General features: G+C 71.2%; 15 protein-coding genes. 6 read left to right on the forward strand and 9 right to left on the reverse strand.

Going from position 1 to position 16,193, the window contains the following annotated elements; translation table 11 throughout:
- The 3 genes from ACWCXH_RS38195 to ACWCXH_RS38205 all read right to left on the reverse strand — a co-directional run.
- Window positions 1–346: IPT/TIG domain-containing protein (locus ACWCXH_RS38195; RefSeq protein WP_449806112.1), on the reverse strand; the 346-nt coding region annotated here is incomplete at its 3' end.
- A 156-nt stretch (window positions 347–502) separates the two neighbouring features.
- Window positions 503–1,300, reverse strand: a complete 798-nt coding sequence (locus tag ACWCXH_RS38200) for an IPT/TIG domain-containing protein (protein WP_449806113.1) — start codon at window positions 1,298–1,300, stop codon at window positions 503–505.
- A gap of 225 nt (window positions 1,301–1,525) precedes the next feature.
- The gene (locus ACWCXH_RS38205) at window positions 1,526–2,164 is read right to left on the reverse strand and encodes a hypothetical protein (RefSeq protein WP_449806114.1); all 639 of its coding nucleotides are present in this window, start codon (window positions 2,162–2,164) and stop codon (window positions 1,526–1,528) included.
- A gap of 832 nt (window positions 2,165–2,996) precedes the next feature.
- Between ACWCXH_RS38205 and ACWCXH_RS38210 the strand changes: the two genes are divergently transcribed.
- On the forward strand, window positions 2,997–4,073 hold the full coding sequence (locus ACWCXH_RS38210) for an IPT/TIG domain-containing protein (RefSeq protein ID WP_449806115.1): 1,077 nt from the start codon (window positions 2,997–2,999) through the stop codon (window positions 4,071–4,073).
- A gap of 74 nt (window positions 4,074–4,147) precedes the next feature.
- On the opposite strand, the gene ACWCXH_RS38215 is transcribed toward ACWCXH_RS38210, so the two are convergent.
- Window positions 4,148–4,846, reverse strand: a complete 699-nt coding sequence (locus ACWCXH_RS38215; protein ID WP_449806116.1) for a response regulator — start codon at window positions 4,844–4,846, stop codon at window positions 4,148–4,150.
- Window positions 4,843–6,090, reverse strand: a complete 1,248-nt coding sequence (locus ACWCXH_RS38220; RefSeq protein WP_449806117.1) for a sensor histidine kinase — start codon at window positions 6,088–6,090, stop codon at window positions 4,843–4,845. Before ACWCXH_RS38220 ends, ACWCXH_RS38215 begins: the two co-directional genes overlap by 4 nt.
- Window positions 6,091–6,252: 162 nt before the next feature.
- Between ACWCXH_RS38220 and ACWCXH_RS38225 the strand changes: the two genes are divergently transcribed.
- Window positions 6,253–7,077: a CPBP family intramembrane glutamic endopeptidase gene (locus ACWCXH_RS38225; RefSeq protein WP_449806118.1), complete on the forward strand. Its 825-nt coding sequence runs from the start codon at window positions 6,253–6,255 to the stop codon at window positions 7,075–7,077.
- 42 nt (window positions 7,078–7,119) lie between these two features.
- On the forward strand, window positions 7,120–7,410 hold the full coding sequence (locus ACWCXH_RS38230; protein WP_449806124.1) for a peptidoglycan-binding domain-containing protein: 291 nt from the start codon (window positions 7,120–7,122) through the stop codon (window positions 7,408–7,410).
- On the opposite strand, the gene ACWCXH_RS38235 is transcribed toward ACWCXH_RS38230, so the two are convergent.
- A complete protein-coding gene (locus ACWCXH_RS38235) occupies window positions 7,334–7,633 on the reverse strand; it encodes a trypco2 family protein (protein WP_449806119.1) in 300 nt (99 codons plus the stop codon). The genes ACWCXH_RS38230 and ACWCXH_RS38235 overlap by 77 nt on opposite strands.
- Before the next feature lie 166 nt (window positions 7,634–7,799).
- Here ACWCXH_RS38235 and ACWCXH_RS38240 point away from each other — a divergent pair, with 166 nt between their 5' ends.
- Window positions 7,800–9,176, forward strand: a complete 1,377-nt coding sequence (locus ACWCXH_RS38240; protein ID WP_449806120.1) for a peptidoglycan-binding protein — start codon at window positions 7,800–7,802, stop codon at window positions 9,174–9,176.
- Between the two features lie 157 nt (window positions 9,177–9,333).
- On the opposite strand, the gene ACWCXH_RS38245 is transcribed toward ACWCXH_RS38240, so the two are convergent.
- The gene (locus ACWCXH_RS38245) at window positions 9,334–11,142 is read right to left on the reverse strand and encodes a DUF6895 family protein (protein ID WP_449806125.1); all 1,809 of its coding nucleotides are present in this window, start codon (window positions 11,140–11,142) and stop codon (window positions 9,334–9,336) included.
- An 88-nt stretch (window positions 11,143–11,230) separates the two neighbouring features.
- Entirely contained in the window at window positions 11,231–11,428 is a 198-nt protein-coding gene (locus ACWCXH_RS38250; RefSeq protein WP_449806121.1) for a hypothetical protein, read from the reverse strand.
- Window positions 11,429–11,850: 422 nt separating this feature from the next.
- Here ACWCXH_RS38250 and ACWCXH_RS38255 point away from each other — a divergent pair, with 422 nt between their 5' ends.
- Window positions 11,851–12,975 (forward strand): PP2C family protein-serine/threonine phosphatase, encoded by a 1,125-nt coding sequence (locus tag ACWCXH_RS38255; protein ID WP_449806126.1) that lies wholly within the window; start codon window positions 11,851–11,853, stop codon window positions 12,973–12,975.
- A gap of 102 nt (window positions 12,976–13,077) precedes the next feature.
- On the opposite strand, the gene ACWCXH_RS38260 is transcribed toward ACWCXH_RS38255, so the two are convergent.
- Entirely contained in the window at window positions 13,078–14,940 is a 1,863-nt protein-coding gene (locus tag ACWCXH_RS38260) for an FAD-dependent oxidoreductase (RefSeq protein WP_449806122.1), read from the reverse strand.
- A 271-nt stretch (window positions 14,941–15,211) separates the two neighbouring features.
- On the opposite strand from ACWCXH_RS38260, the gene ACWCXH_RS38265 reads away from it, so the two are divergent.
- Window positions 15,212–15,709 carry an allene oxide cyclase barrel-like domain-containing protein gene (locus ACWCXH_RS38265; RefSeq protein ID WP_449806123.1) on the forward strand — a complete coding sequence of 166 codons (498 nt, stop codon included), beginning with the start codon at window positions 15,212–15,214 and terminating at the stop codon, window positions 15,707–15,709.
- Window positions 15,710–16,193 lie beyond the last annotated feature (484 nt).

Raw genomic sequence — 16,193 nt, forward strand, 5'->3', positions numbered from 1 at the left:
AATGCACCGACGACGCACCGGTGAACCCCGAACCACTGATGGTCACCAAAGTCCCGGCCACACCCGAGACCGGACTCACCGAAGTGATCACCGGCCCGCCGCCGTAGGTGTAGGTGACACCGTTGCTCGTGCCGAGCGGCGTGGTGACGGTGACGGCGACCGAACCGGTGCCGGCAGGAGCGGTGGTGGTGATCTGGCTGTCGCTGACCAGCCCGAACGCCGATACCGGCACGGTTCCGAACTTCACCGAGGTCGCGCCGGTGAAGCCGCTGCCGCTGATCGTGACGGCCGTACCTCCCACGGCCGGCCCGTGGTTGGGGTTGATGCCGCTGATGACCGGCGCCATCGGGTACTCCTTTGCATGGGTAGCGAGGGTGCCCTGGCCGCCGTGGGCGGCCAGGGCACTGCGGGTCCGTGGTCACGGCCCGTCGGATCCACGCCGACGGCCGCAGGGACGGGGCGACCGTGCTGCCCGCTGCTCGGTGCCCGGGCTCGCCGGAGGTTACGGGATGACGAAGTGGTCGGCGGCGACGGCCGTGCTGGTGCCGCCGGGGGTGATGACCTGGATGTCGTAGGTGCCCGAGGCCAGGGTGCCCGGCACGTCGAGGGTCAGACTGCCCACACCGGTGACGCTGACGTTGTCGGCCGGGGTGGACGGGCCACCGGTGGTCAGGGTGAACGTCACGGAGCTGACGTCGACGAAGCAGGTGCCGGCGACGATGACCCCGGTGGTGCCGGCCGGTCCCGTGCCGGGTGTCACGCCGGTGACCGCCGGCAGTTCGTAGTAGGTGAACTGACCCGCCGCGCCGATCGGGGCGCTGGTGCCGCCGGTGCTGCTGACGAGGACGTCCGCCGCGTCGGTGCAGCTGGTGAAGGCGCCGTGAGCCGGAGGGGTGACGGTCAGGTGACCGTCCGACAGGACGGTGGGAACGGCGGTGCCGACCGTGCCGAAGGCCACCGAGGTCGCGGTCGAGAAACCGGTGCCGAAGACGTCGATGGCGCCGGGTGCGGCGGGGCCGATGCCGGGGGTCACCGACGTGACCGTCGGGGCGGCGACGTAGAAGAAGGCGCTGCTGTTGCTGTTGACCCCCGAGACGGTCGCGATGACGTTGGCCTGACCGCTGCACCCCGACGGGATGGTGAGGGTGACGGAGGTGCTGCTGGCCGCGGTGGGCGTGACCGTCTTGGTGCCGATGTTCACCCTGGTCGTGCTCAGGCTCCCCAGACCGGTGCCGGTGATGGTCATCGTCTGGCCCGAGTGGCCGGAGGTGGGCGAGATGGAGCTGATGACGGGTGCCATGACTGATCTCCTTTGCTGTCACTGATGACGCTGTCGCCCGATTCGCCGGAGCTGCCGAATCGGCAGTCCGCCGCACCGGGCACGATCGGGTTCCGGCAGGTCACGGGACAGGGCTCGCGGCGCTGCCGGAATCGGGCAACGAAGTTGCTGACCGGTCGGGTGCCGGATGGTCGACCCGCGGCCTGGGTGGGCGGGTCGGGTGTCCCGTGGTGCCGCCGCCGGGCCTCAGCAGGGCGGGGTCAGGGGCGGGGTGGCGGCGCAGTTGTCCGGGGTGTTGCCGGAGACGTTGGTGGCCGGCAGCGTGACGGAGCCCGCGTTCTTGTAGATGCCGCCGCCGTCGACCGTGGCGGTGTTGCCGGTGACGCTGCTGGCGGTCATGGTCAGCGCGGTGTCGGTGTAGATGCCGCCGCCGAACGAGGCGCGGCTGTTGCGCACACCTCCGGACGTCACGGCGACCGACCCGCCGAGGTTGGCGATGCCGCCGCCCACCCCGAAACCGGCGTCACCGTTGCTGATGGTGACCGCGCTCAAGGTGAGCTGGCCGTGGTCGGCGGGGATCTGCGAGGGCCCGTCCACCTCGATGATGCGGAACGCGGGCGCGCCCGACGCACGGACGATCTCGACGGCCAGCCCGGTCATGGTGATCGGCGTGGTGATGTTCGGCAGCCCCGCCGGTCCGCCGGCCCCGCCCGAACCGTGGGCGCTGGTGAGGGAATAGGTACAAAACGGTGTCAGGAGCAGGTCACCGCCCCCGGCGGCGTTGGCCGCGTTGACGGCGCTGACCAACGCGGTTTCGCTGCACGGCACGATCACCGCCTGCGCCGGACGCGCGGTCTGCGCGTGTGCCGCCGGGGCGGTGAGCATGAGCCCACCGACAGCGCAGGTCCCGAACAGCACTCGAAGTATGTTGATGGCTCGCAAGAACGCCTCCACGGACGCCTGAGCCACCCTCATCAGCCGATGTACCCAGACAGCGCGTCGGTCGGCAGCTTCCTCCGTTGAGCGCCCTCGCGGCCCGTGAAAGGCACACGCCATCACATACCGATGGGCTGCTTCCCCAACGGAGGGATGGGCAGCCCTCTGATCGGACGCCACAAGTACGTCATCCAAGCTGCCTTGAACACAACGCATATGCCAACAGATCACCCATTCGGCGCAACGTGCCACCGGGCCGCGAGGGGCGTGAGACACCCGGCAGCGTTCAGCACGGGATGCAGCCCCACCCCTCACCAGACTGCGGCGCCTGCTCGTTCTGCCGCTCAGACCGGCTGCGGGTGGCCTCACCGTTGTGCTGGGCCATTTAGGTGACTCTTCGTCAATGCTGTTGCTTCGGATCCATTCTTTCAGGTTAATGATGACGTCTGAACCCGGCGGGCTGCCCATCCCCGTGCCGGGAAGTTCAGCTGGCGGCCCGTTCGTTGGTGCAGCCTTCTCCGCCCGGACGCCGGGGCTGACTGGTCCGAGCCGGCCTGGTGTCAGCTCGCCGGCACTCGCCTTCGCCACCGGTCCAGACCTCCGGTAGTCGCGATGGTGTCGGCACCCGCGGCCCGGTTTCTCCCGTCCCGTCCTCGGGCCTCGCCGCCAGGCGCAGCGCGCCGGGCCGAGGCAGTGGCCGGACAACCGACAGGACCGGGGCCGGCGGCGTGGCTGAAGGTCCGCCCGGCCGTCATCACCGTTCTCACACAGGAGACACATCGTGAACGCAATCGTGCATGCGGCGCCGTTGGCGCCGAGCCTCACGCTGCCCTGGCCGCTGCCGCCCGTGCTGTTCGCGGACAGCCCCAACGCGGGGCCCCCGGCCGGCGGCAACACCGTCACCCTCACCGGTCTGGGCCTCAACGCTGCCACCCAGGTTCTCTTCGGAGAGGTTCCGGCCACCGTCGTGGCCGGTGACGTCTTCGGCTTCACCCTTGTCGTCGTGGCCCCGCCCGGCAAGGGCACGGTGGGGGTGACCGTCACCACCCCGAACGGCACCAGCAACCCTGTGGCCTACACCTATGTGGTGGCACTGCCGCCGCCCGTGCCCAACCCCACGGCCATCACGCCCGTGGCCGGCCCGACCGCCGGCGGTACCGTGTTCATCATCACCGGTACCGGGCTCGCCGGGGCGAGCGTGACCTTCGGCGGTGCCGCGGCCACCGTGCTGGTCAGCACCGCGAACGTGATCGCGGGCCTGACCCCGGCGCACGTCGCGGGCAACGTCCCCGTGGTGGTGACCACCGCCGGTGGATCGGCGAGTGTTCCGGGCGGCTTCACCTACGTCGCGCCCGCGCCGCCGGTCGTGACCGCGGTCGTCACTCCGTCGATCAGTATTGCGGCGGGTGGTGGTGTGTTCACCATCGTGGGCACCAATCTCACGGGTGCGACCGTGACCTTCGGGTCGACCGCGGCGACGGTGACCACCAACACCGGTACCGTCATCACCGGCATCATCCCGGCCGGTACCGCGGGTACCACCGTCAACGTCACGGTGACCACCCCGGGTGGCACGGTGTCCGCCGGAACCATGACCTACGTCGGCGTGCCGGTCGTCACGGCGACCATCACTCCGGTGGTCAGTGTCCCGGCGGGTGGTGGCGTGTTCACCATCGGGGGTACCAATCTCACGGGTGCGACCGTGACCTTCGGGTCGACGGTGGCGACGGTGACCACCAACACCGGCACCCTCATCACTGGCATCATCCCGGCCGGTACCCCGAGTACCACCGTCAACGTCACCGTGACCACCCCAGGTGGCACGGTGTCCGCCGGAACCATGACCTACACCGCCTGATCGACCCGGCGGCGCTGCCGGCCTTCGGATGACACTCCGAAGGCCGGCTGCCTGCCGTGGCGCACTGATCCTTTTCAGGGTGGGCACTGGGCCGGACGGCGCTGATTCTCGTCCGCGAGCCCTGGCACCACGAAGCCCGACTCGTACGCCAGCACCACGGCATGGGTTCGGTTCTGCGCTCCCAACTTGGCGAGCACGTTCCCGACATGGGTCTTGACCGTCTCCATGGTCACCAGCAGGCGCTGCGCGATCTCCGGGTTGGACAGCCCGGTCGCCATCAGCCGCAGAACCTCCTCCTCACGGCCGGTGAGAGCCGCCCGTGGCAGGGCGTGGGAGGACGGGAGCGGGCGGGCGGTGACCATCCGTCGCAGCGCCGCCGGGAAGAGGATCGCCTCGCCGGTGGCTACCACCCGGATCGCCTCGCCGATCTGCCGGACCGGCAGCCGCTTGAGGACGAACCCGCTCGCCCCGGCGCTCAGGGCGGCGGTGACGTAGTCGTCGTTCTCGAAGGTGGTGATCACCACGACCTTCGGCACCGGCCCGTCGGCCCGCAGCAGCAGCCGGGTGGCCTCGATGCCGTTCCGGCGCGGCATCCGGACGTCCATCAACACGACGTCGGGGTTCAGCAGTCGGGCCAGCTCCACGGCCTCGACCCCGTCGGCGGCCACGCCGGCCACGGTGATGCCGGGCTGGGTCGCCAGCAGGGTGCGCAGGCCGATGCGGGTCACCTCGTCATCGTCGGCGATCAGCAGCGAGACGGGCCGGTCGCTCACGCCGACCACCGTACCGGCAACCGGACCGCCAGCCGCCACTGCGCGCCGTCCGGGCCGGCCGTCGACTCGCCCTGCAGCAACCGCACCCGCTCCCGCAGGCCGAGCAGGCCGCACCGGCCGCCCGAACGGTCCGCGGAGCCGGTCGGGTGACGGCCGACGGAGCCGAGCGAGTTGACGAGGACCAGCTCCAACTCTCCTGGCACCGCCGCCACCCGCACCGCGATCGGCCCGCCCCCGCCGTGCCGCAGCGCGTTGGTCAGCCCCTCCTGCAGGATCCGGTACGCCTCCCGCGACAGGGTGCCCGGCAACTGCGTCCACTCCCCCGACAGTTCCGCCTCCACCACCGTCCCGGTGTGACGCAACCGGTCCAGCAGTTCGGGCAAGTCCGCCAGGGTGCGCACCGGTGCCGTCCCGGCCGCCTCCGCCCGCAGCACGCCGAGCACGTAGTCCAGGTCGTCCAGTGCGGCCCGGGCCGACTGCTCGATGCCGAGCAACGCCGCCCGGGCCGCCGCCGGGTCCGCCGACAGCAACTCGCCGGCCACCGCCGCCTGGATCGTCGCCGCGGTCAGGGTGTGGCCGATCGAGTCGTGCAGTTCCTGCGCCAGCCGGTTGCGGCCGGCCAGCAGCAACTCCCGCTGCTCCGCCGCGGCCAGCCGCTCCGCCGCCGAGGGCCCGAGCAACCGCGGGGCCAACAGCCGCAGGACCACGGCCGCCTCCGCGCAGACCACCACGGCCAGCAGCAGGCAGCCGGCACCCACCGGCCAGACCCAAACCCCCGGCCAGCCCTGGCGCACCCGTACCACCTCGCCGAACCAGTCCAGTTGCTCGGCGCTGACCGGCTTGCCCAGCAGACCGAGCCAGGTGCCGACCGGAACCAGCCCGGCCAGCAGCAGCATCCCGGCCAGCAGGGCACTCGCCCAGCCCAGGGCGGCATGCAGCAGCACCCACAACGGGGTACGCCAGCGGTCCGCCCCGCGCGGCCGGCCGACCGGGAGCGACAGCGGCAGGCCGAGCAGGCGCCGTCCGGCCCCGATCAGCACCCGCCGGGTGGCGCCGACCAGCCCGAGTGCGCCGAGCAGCCCCGCCCACAGCAGCAGGCACAGCAGCACCTTCACGGCAGCAGGCCCGTGGTGCCAAGCCAGTGCCGGGACAAGCGCCGGAACCATCAGCGGAATGCTCACCGGCACCACGGCCATCGCGAACAGCGCCCCCGTGTAGGTGCTGCCGCGCAGTAACGCTCCCACTCCCGGAATACGGATTCCCCTCACCATGGCCACCAGTATTGCCACAGCCCCGGCGGCCCGCCTCCCCCGATCGGGGGACCGGAATCTCCCGCCTTTCCGCGATGTCGTCCGCGCTTTCCCGAACGAGGATCGTCCCGGAACAACCCGACGGAAGGATCCTTGATGAACCCTCGGAACAAGGGCGTGGCAGTGTTCCTGGCCCTCACATTCGGCGTCGGCTGGGCCTGGCTGCTGCTGGCCCGACTGGTGCTGCGGCTCTCACTGGTGAACCCGCTGGCCCAACTGCCGTTCGCGATACTGCCGGCCGTGGCCGCGGTGGTGGTGCGCCGCTGGGTCACCCGCGAGGGGTTCCGGGACGCCGGGCTGGCCCTGCGGCTGCGCCGCGCCTGGCCGTACTACCTTGCCGCCTGGATCGGCCCGTTGCTGCTCGCCGGTGCTACCGTCGGCCTGGCCGCACTGCTCGGCCACCACCCGGACTTCGGCCAACTCACAGGCATGGCACCGGGTTTGCCTGGCTGGTCGATACCGCTGCTGCTGACCGTGGCCGCCGCCGTGCTGACACCGCTGTACTGGGGCGAGGAGTTCGGCTGGACCAGCTACCTGCGGCTACGGCTACTGCCCGGCCGCCCGTTGCTCTCCGTCCTGGTCACCGGCCTGATCTGGGCCGCCTGGCACTACCCGCTGGCGCTGCTCGGCTATCTGCACTTCGCCCACATGGCCACCGGGCTGGCGGTGTGGACGGCCTCCATCCTCTGCCAGGAGTGCCTGCTCGCCTGGCTGCGCACCCACAGCGGCAGCATCTGGCCGGCCGCACTGGCCCACGCGGGCAACAACATGGTGCTCACGCTGCTGGTCAACCTCCTGCTGAGCGGCCGCAACCTGGACGACACCGCCCTCACCCTGCTCCCGGTGCCCGCACTCGCCCTGGCCGCCTACGCCACCACCCGCGGACTGCGCCGCTCAGCCACCGCCGGGGCCACCGCGTAACGGTGCCCGGTGGCCATCCACGCGGGCCGGCAGGACGGCTGCGTGACCGGGCTGCGGAACCTGCTCGACGCGCACGGTGCGAACCCGACCGTCGACGGTTCCTTCGGCCCGGCCACCACCACGGCCGTGCAGAACCACCGGACCTCCGCCCGACTCGCCGCCGACGGCTACGCCGGCCCCGCGGCCAAGGCCTCGCTGTACGACCTCCCCGCCCCGGTGACCCCGCCCTCCCAGGGCGCCGGCCCGTACGCGGCGGTCACCGCTCCCCCCTCCGGGACTGCCCGGAAACCACGGGCGGCAAGCCTGTCGCGGCCGTGCGCGGTTGCAGTGTGAGCCTGATGCGCTGGGTATCGGTGTGCCCGCGCTTTCCGTCTGCGCCCAGCTCCACGACCCAGAAGCGCACCTTGGCACCCCCTTCCCCGGATCGCTCCAGCGCCAGGGAGACCTCCAGTTCGATCTCGCCCAGCTCGAACTGGATCGCCTGGCCGGCGCCGTCGGCCACGGCCTGCTCCAACTGGCCCCGCAGATCACGGATGACGTCCGACAGTTCGATCACTGGTTGCCCCCAGGGTGGCTCGGGAGATGGACGAAGCCTCACTATAGGGCCGCGAGGAGGAACGCATGACGATTAATCATGATGGGCAACTCCCCGAAGTGAGCGGCGAGTTCGGTGTCCGAAAATCGTCCCGCGGAGCCGGGGTCCGGCCGGCTGAGGCGGGCCGGTGACGGGGCTGCGCGGCGAACGGGCCGCGGAGGTGATCGTCCGCCGGGCCGACGGCGGCGAGGAGCGCGGGTCCGGCTACCTGGTGCGTGACGGGGTGCTGCTGACCGCCGCACACGTGGTGTCCCGGGCCGCCGGCATCCAGGCCCGGTTCGAGGCGGACCGGGCGGGCGAATGGACCGCACGGGCGCAGGTGCTCTGGTCGGATCCCCGCGCCGACGTCGCCCTGCTCGCCCTGGACCAGGGCGGGGGCGGGCCCGGGCGGCGGGTCAGGCCGGCGCGGTTCGGGGCGGTCCGCGAGACCGACTCGGGCCTGCGCAGCAGCGCGCTGGGCTTCCCCCTGTTCAAGCTGCGCGACGACCCCGGCGGCGTGACGCGCTACCGGGACTCCTGCCACGCCCGCGGCGAGATCGCGCCGCTGGCCGACCGCCGGGAGCGGACCCTGGAGCTGCGGGTCCAGGAACCCGAGCGGGACCCGGACCCGCTCCATTCGCCCTGGGAGGGCATGTCGGGAGCGGCCGTGTGGGCGCACGGCCGGATCGTCGGGGTGGTCACCCTGCACCGCCGCGAGGAAGGCCTCGGCACGCTGACCGTCAGTCGCGCCGACGGGTGGGCGAAGGCGGCCGGCGAGGCCGGCCGTGAGGCGCTGCGCCGCGCCGGGGTGGCCACCGCACTGCGGCCGGCGGTGCCCTGGTGGCGCGACCGGCGGCTGGTCCTCGGGACGGGTGCCGGGACGCTCGCCGTGGTCCTGACCGTCTGGCTCGGTGTGGCCCGGCTCACCGAACAGCCGCCGTTGCGCTTCCGGATCCTCGGCGCGTGCGGCCACGTCGGCCAGCAACTGGGCAACGAGTCGGCCGGTTTCACGCCTGACGGCCGCTACACCAACGAGATCCTCGCGCCCGACGGGAAGGTCTTCCCGCTCGCGGCGTCCGGCGAGAGCGGCACCGTGGCGAAGGACGGCTCACTGGGCTGGAGCTGGGTCTGCGCGAGCACCGACGCCGAGGGCACGTACCGGGCCCGGGTCACCGACGAAGCGAGTCACCGGCGCACCGGCTGGGCGACCTTCGAGGTCGGGCACCTGACGCCGTACACCTGCGCGTTCCGGCAGGAGAACGGCCTGTGGTACGCCGGGATCAGCCGAACCGTGACCGCCCTGCTGGGGCCCGGGGCGACCGGCACGGACGACGTCGCCGAGGCACAGTGCCTGCTCCAGCGCCTGGGTTTCCCCCTCGGGGCGCGGGGGATCGACGGCCAATACGGGAGCTACACGCAGCAGGCCGTCAGCTCGCTCCAGCAGCAGGGCGGGATCGCGATGGACGGGATCCTCGGGCCGTCCACCTGGCAGTTGCTGCGCACCCGTGCGCCGCAGGGCCGTTGAAAATGTCGGCCGGCGCCCGGTGGCGCCGGGTGCGAACCGGGCGCCGGCCCGGCCGTGGCCGGGGCGGTCTCGACCGCCCCGGCGGGCTCGACACCGGCTCGATGGCCAAGCCCAGGTGGCAGCCAAGCAGGCCAGGCCACGCTGGTGGCCGCCCGAGCTACGGCACCGGATCCGTCGGCGCAGCCAGGAGCCGGGGCGGAAGTGGGGAGCGGTGAGGTACTCGCCCGTCGTACAAGCCGTACAGGCAGGAGAGGGCCACGACGCAACTCTGGGTCCAGATGCGTTGCGCCGTCGCCCGCTCCTGGTGGTCGTCGCGCGCCGGGTAGCCGAAGGCGCCGGTGGGGTGCTGCTGACAGAGCAGGAAGTCGACCCCGTCGCGGGTGACACGGTGATCGGCCCAGCCGAGCAGCCCCAGCCCTTGAAGGAGCGCGGCGACCTCTTCGAGCCGGTAGCTCCGGCAGGCGGCCGGCAGCGCGGCTGCGAACCGCTCCGCGACGGAATGCCAGGCGGAGGCGTCCTTGCCGAAGCGAAGCGGTTGGCCGTCGGCATACTGCGCCAAGGCCACGGCAGTGACCGCGGGCGCCTGGTTCTCGGCCAGCAGGTCCGCAGGGGCCGCGGAGGCGAGGAGGGAGTCCGCCTGCTGCTCAGTGAGCCAGCCCAGGTCCCGCAGTCGCCCGACTCCGCCGGCGGCGGCCGTGGGAACGGCGGTGAGTCCGGTGAGCGCTGCTGCCGTGCCCGCCAGGAACCGGTCGAGGGAATCGCAGGCCAGTCCACAGGCCGACAGGCCCCGCGCGCACTCGGCAACCACGTCCACGCCCTGCCTGCCCCAAGCCAGTGGTGGGGCAAGGGCGTTGTCGGCGTGCTGCACGAGACTGGCGAGAGCTCGGGCGGCGAGTTGCGGCTCCCCCACCGAGCGTGCGGCTCGCGCGGCTGCGCCCGCTGCCGGGACCGCGTCGTCGAAGGGCGCCTCGAGGGCGGTGTCGGTCAGCCAGGCGGTGGCACACCGGATCGCGGCTCCAAGTCGTCCGTTGCCGGCGGACCGGGGAGGTGAGGGGCGCGGCTGCCGGATCACGGCCGCGTCACGGGCGAGGTGCCCGGCCAGCGCTGCGACGATCGTGGTGTGATAGCCGGTGGCCCAGTCGCGGTATTCCGCGTCGCCGTCCTCGAGTTCCGGCGGGAGGATGCCGTCCGGCCCGGCGACCCGCCCGCTGGGTTCCTGCACATCGGCGAGAAAGGCCCAGGCCCGTTCCATCTCGGCTGAGTCCTGGATCCCCAGGCACAGGAGGCAGCAGAGCAGTTCGGCGACGAGGTCGGCGTTCTCCTTCCGGCGGCACAGGAGGCTGAGTGCTTCCAACAGTTCCACGGCCTGGGGCAGACCGAACCCGGTGGGCCACCGGGGATCGCGCCGGCCGAAATCGGTGGCGTAGAACACGGTGTGCGTGACCGCGTAAATGTCGCCGTCGCTCAGCTTCAGCACGGACGGATCCGCACAGAGCAGGGAGAAGGGCAGTACAGCGTCGTCTGCCGGCATTCCGTGATCGACTCCGGCCAGCTCCAGCGTGTGCAGCAGATCCAGCTGCCGAAACGGAACGCGCTCGAAGCAGGCCGCATAACGCCCGGAGACCGCTTGGCCGATGAGGCGCTCGAATTCGCTGTCGCGCTGCCCGCACAGCCGCTGTGACGCGTAGGCGCCTGCGTACAGAAGCAGGGCCCGCTCGTCGCGTGCGACGAGCTCACGGTACGAAGCGCGGGCCGTCACCGCGGTGATCTGGTCGAACAGCACCCGGTAGGCGTCGTCGTCGAAGGATCCGGACTCCGCCCGGGCGCGGAGTCCGACCAGCAACGCGACCTCGACGAACGCCTTGCGGACGAACAGCGTGCGCCTCGTGTCGGCGGTCTCGGGGTCGAAGCGGGTGCGGTGTGCGGCCAGCCAGGAGACCGCTCCGTGTTCCACCGTGCGCCGCATGTCGGCCACAGCCGCCCTCCTGATGAGTCGTTCGGCCCCGGCCGTACGGTTGCCTGACGCGGGCACCCCCGTACGCCGCAGTCCGAAACTAGGCCTGCGCGGCCTCCTCGGCCACGGACGGGACGACGAGCACGTACTTGTCCCAGGCCAGCACATAGCCGGAGATTTCTCCGAGCGTGGTGGTCGCACTCACCAACTGCTCCAGAGTGGTGTTCATGTTTATCAGTCCGCTGCCCTGGAGGAAGGCGAGAGCGGCCCGGGCGTCGACAGCTGGGCAGTTGTTCATGACGAACCTCCATCGAGGAAACGATTTCCGTGGATTCCCGTCTTGCGAAACGCTTGCCCTCAATCATGTCAACCATTTGCGCGAGTGTCATCGGCGAATGTTCAGATTCACCCGTACAGACCATCATGAATACAATATTTCTACTGTTCTGGCGGTGCGGATTCCGTGCTTTCCCGGTCGGGACATCTCCGTGGACTCCGCGATCGCCCGCACGCACCGGCACGCGGCCACAGCTCGTCCAGCGCCCAGCTCAGCCACGGTGACACCAGCGGGCCATGACCGGCCGTCGCACGGGTCAGCAGCGGTGGAGATCACGAGGTGCTCCCGGGTCTGCGGCCATCTGCCGACGGCTTGCCGCCGACATACGGGCACAATGGGGATCCATGCCAGTTTTGTACCGATAGATTTACATCGTGATCGTCATTGCGCGGTTGCGGCGCCGTCGTTCTCCCGCTGGCCGGTGGGAAGCCTTGCTGTCGCCGGTGGTACTCACCGCGGTCATCGCCAGCCTGGCGTTCACCACGCCGAGGGAGGTCGCCTTCAGCCGCTTCCTACCCATCGTCCCTGCCGTCGCCGCCTCCATGTGGCCGGTGCTTCCCACCGCCCTGCTGGGGATGCTCTGCCTTCTGATCATGGTCGGCCTCAGCCTTGTCTACCCGGATCTGGGGACGTGGTGGACGGCTGCGGCCATCGTCGCGGGCACCGTGGTCGGCGCGTACGCAAGCTACGTCCGGCTCAAGCGGGAGCAAGCCCTCCTGCAGATCCGGCTCGTCGCAGACGCTGCGCAGGGTGTGCTGTTGCGCCCCCTGCCGCACCGCATCGGACGCGTCGAGATCGAGTCGCTGTACCTGGCGGCCGCAGCGCAGGCCCGCATCGGCGGTGACTTCTACGAGGCGGTCGAAACACCGTACGGGGTCCGGCTGCTCATCGGCGATGTGCGGGGCAAGGGGCTGTCCGCGGTGTCGTCGGCCTCGGCGGTGGTCAGCTCCTTCAGAGAGGCCGCCTACGACCTGCCCGACCTGTGCGGCATCGCGCGCCGTCTGGAAATCGGCATGACCCGCCACAGCGCTGTGTACCCCGCCAAGGATCTGCCGGAGCGTTTCGCCACCGCCCTCCTCGTCGAGATCCCGCACGAGGGCGGCTGCCTCAGACTCCTCAACTGCGGGCATCCCCCGCCGCTGCTCCTGCACCGCGGGGAGCTTCGCGTCCTGAGTCCGACCGCCCCCTCGCCGCCTCTCAATCTCGCGTCGCTCGTCGGCAACCACTACAGGATCGACACCACCGCCTTCGACGCCGGCGACCACCTGCTCCTCTACACCGACGGTGTCACCGAGACCCGCAATCACAGCGGCGAGTTCTTCCCGCTGCCCGACTGGCTACGGCAGCAGACAGCAGCGCCGCCCCGCGAACTGCTGGACAGGCTCCACCGGGACCTCCTCCGCTACAGCAGCGGAGGACTGCACGACGACATCGCAGCCCTCGCCGTACGCCTCCACGCGCATCCGGACCGCGAAGTTCCCCGGGCATCCGATTCGGATGTCACTTGACGCCCGCAGGAGCAGGCTGTCCTCGCCCTGCCCCTGCATTCTCCGGGGCGACGTCGGTGGTCCGGCGGGCCTCGCAGGCGGCGACGCCGCGCCGGTTCCCGCTCAGCGGTGGTGGACCTCCAGGAAGGTGCGGACCGCCGACTCGAGGGCACCCTCGATCCAGGCCGGCTTGAGGCTGGTGTGCTCGCCGGCGAAGTGGACGCGGCCCTCCGGGGTCCGGGTGGCCGGGTGGAGCTCGTGCAGCTGGCCGGGGGTGATGATGGCGGCCTCACCGAGGGCGTACCGGGCGCGTGCCCAGGACTGGGTGGCACCGACTCCGGTGAACTCCCGCCGCACGCGCGGCCCCAAGAGCCGCTCCAGGTCGTCGAGGGCGAAGGCGTACCGCTCGCCCGGGGTGAGCGAGTCCCAGCGCGCCGCGTCGTCCGACCAGGTGTACGAGGCGAGCACCACGCCGCCCGATGAGCCCTCCGGGGCGTGCGAGGGGAGGTAGGTGAAGCGGCTGGGGCTGTCGCTGACGCAGCCGCCGCCGGTGAAGCCGTCCAGGCCCTCCTCCCAGAACCGGTGGTGGAACTCGAGCAGAACCTTGGTGGCCGAGTCGTAGTGCAGCTCCGCGACGGCCCGGCGCTTGGTGTAGGACATCAGGGGCTCGATCCTGCAGAACCGCAGTGCGCTGAACGGGACGGTGACGATCGCGTAGTCGCCCTCGAAGGTCTCGGTGGGAGCGACGGGAGCGCCGTCGCAGGAGTCCTCGTCTCCGCTCTCCGCGACCGTCTCGATGGTGACCTTGCCGGCGTCCTGCACCAGGCGGGTCATCCGGTGACCGGGACGCAGGTCGTCCCGGAGCGGGGCGGCGAGCGCGTCGGTGAGCATCGCGGTGCCGCCCTCCAGTTCCCAGTAACGGTTGGTGGGGCTGATCACCGCGTGGTCGATCAGGGTGGGGATCAACGAGTAGTGCAGCCGAGAGGTGAGGTTCTCCAGGGTGCCGGCGGCCTGGACGGACGCCGGGTCCCAGCCGGCTTCCTCGCGCAGGAAGCGGCGGGTGGAGTGGTAGCCGTAGGTGGAGAAGATGCGGGTCCAGGCGTCCAGCCGGTGGCGGATGTCGCCGTCCCGGACCGAGACCCGCTCGAACGCCTTGTCGAGGGCGCTGGCGGTGGTGGAGTCGAACCGGGCGCCGAAGGAGCGGTTGACCACGGCCGGCGAGTGGGCGTACGCGGCGCGGGTGGTCCGGGTGCCGTTGACGTAGATCAGGCTTCGGAAGCAGGCCGCGGGCGGGGTGAACGTCCGGTCCGGACCGTTGCTCCAGGTCTCCCCGGTGAACGAGCGGTACTTCACCGGCGGAACGGCGCCGGTCGGGCCGGCGCCCGGCGCGACGTCGGCGTTGTAGAACAGCCGCCGCTTCAGGCCGAGTTTGTCGGCGAGCGCCAGGACGAGCGGGTGGAAGTCGGGCAGGCGCATGGCACCGGCCTCGGCGTGCAGCCTGGGGTCGGCGAAGATGCCGCGGAAGGTCTTGATCCGGCCGCCGACCCGGTTGGCGTTGGCCTCGATGACGGTCACCTCGTGACCGGCCTGCTTGAGCAGCGTCGCGACGGTCAGCCCGGCGACACCCGCACCCACCACCAGCACCCGCTTCCGGTCGGTACGGGGCGGCAGTTGGCCGTCGATCAGGATGCGCAGGTATTCGAGGGTCAGGTCGGTCTGCCCGTCCGCACCGACCATGAGCATCTCGCGGGCCAACGCGCGGCTGACCGCCTCGTCGGCCACCGGGCCGACGCTCGGCGCGTACGCGGGCACCGTGGCCGCCACGCCCCGGGTGCCGAGGCCGACCGCGGCCGCGGCGGCCGCGGCGGCCGACCCGAAGAGGGCACGCCTCCCCGGTCGGGGCTGCCAAAGGACGGCGCTCGACTCGCCGGACCGGTTCACAGCGGGCTGACTCACGTTTTCTCCTGACGAAGGCAGTTGAGACATCGCCCAAGCAACGCCCGACCACCGCACGCCGCAACGCCGACCTCCCGAAGATCACCCGCACCGGTCACGCCCAACACCGTTGCGCTCAGCAGCGGATGAGGGAGCAGCGCGCCATGCCGGAGTCACGCCCATCCGATGGACCCGGTCGGGTCGGAATCCGCGCACGCCCGGCGGGTCGTGATCCGCAGCAAAGACGATGAGGTAAGCAGGAAGACATAAGTGATGAAACATCGCTTATGCGGATCGATCAATCCTCACCAGGAGACACACAATGCGCCGTTTCAAGGCACTGAGGCCGGTCGCGGGGACCGCCCTGGCCGCTGTCCTCGCCTGCGCGCCACTCGCACATGCTGCCGCCCCGACCCCCGGCCCCCTCGGTGGCGAGGGCGAGGGCAAGGGCAAGGTCATCCAGCTCGTCGCCCTCCTGCGACAGGCGGCCACCATCCCCGCGGACGGGCCCGGGCTGAACCTCGGTGACCGGCAGGTCGGCAACGACGAGCTCTTCCAGAACGGCCAAAAGGTCGGCAGCGACGGCTTCGTGTGCACGGTCACCAGCCTTTCACCGGACGAGCGGGAGTGCGAGATCACCCTCCACCTGCCCAAGGGCGACGTCGCCCTCCAGGGGCTCGCCCCAGTGATCCACAGCTTCCCCACCCAGTTCACGCTCGCGATCACCGGCGGCACCGGCGTCTTCAGGAACGCCCGCGGTTTCGTGACCGGCACCAATGTCAACCCCACGGAGACGGACATCACGCTCCACCTCACCTAGCGATGCCCGGGGCGGCGACCGCGACGCCCCGCCACCGGCAGACTCCGGCGGCCCGGCCACCCCGACAACCGGGGCACGGCCGAGGCCGCCGAGTGCTGCGCGCTGAGGGCCAGGAGCACCACCTCGCGTGCCTCGCCGACGCCCGCCACCGGGGCGACGCCTACAGGCCGTTCGACATCATCCCGGAGATCACCCACCGCTTCGCCAAAGGCCGCGAGTGCGCGAACGGCACTCGCGGACCTTCGCGTCGTAGTCGTGGACGACCTGGACCCGGGTGCAGGATCCCGCCGACGCCGACCGCAGGGTCGGACGGCCGCGCCTCCCGCCCAGATGTCTGGCGGGAGGCGCGGCCGTCCGACCGGGTGACTGCTCACACTGCCGGCTCTGTCAGAGGGAGTTCTGTGAGGGTGTGAGCGGTTCGTCCCGTTGTGTCGAAGTCTGCTGCCAGCCACGGGGGTTGACGTCCGGCGAGGATGCGGTCTCC

The organism is Kitasatospora sp. NPDC001660 (assembly GCF_053596725.1).

Coding starts and splice junctions, on each gene's coding strand:
- ACWCXH_RS38225 (WP_449806118.1), top strand. CDS start 6,253: ATGAACCCTCGGAACAAGGGCGTGGCAGTGTTCCTGGCCCTCACATTC.
- ACWCXH_RS38245 (WP_449806125.1), bottom strand. CDS start 11,142: ATGCGGCGCACGGTGGAACACGGAGCGGTCTCCTGGCTGGCCGCACAC.
- ACWCXH_RS38205 (WP_449806114.1), bottom strand. CDS start 2,164: ATGCTCACCGCCCCGGCGGCACACGCGCAGACCGCGCGTCCGGCGCAG.
- ACWCXH_RS38265 (WP_449806123.1), top strand. CDS start 15,212: ATGCGCCGTTTCAAGGCACTGAGGCCGGTCGCGGGGACCGCCCTGGCC.
- ACWCXH_RS38200 (WP_449806113.1), bottom strand. CDS start 1,300: ATGGCACCCGTCATCAGCTCCATCTCGCCCACCTCCGGCCACTCGGGC.
- ACWCXH_RS38250 (WP_449806121.1), bottom strand. CDS start 11,428: ATGAACAACTGCCCAGCTGTCGACGCCCGGGCCGCTCTCGCCTTCCTC.
- ACWCXH_RS38260 (WP_449806122.1), bottom strand. CDS start 14,940: ATGTCTCAACTGCCTTCGTCAGGAGAAAACGTGAGTCAGCCCGCTGTG.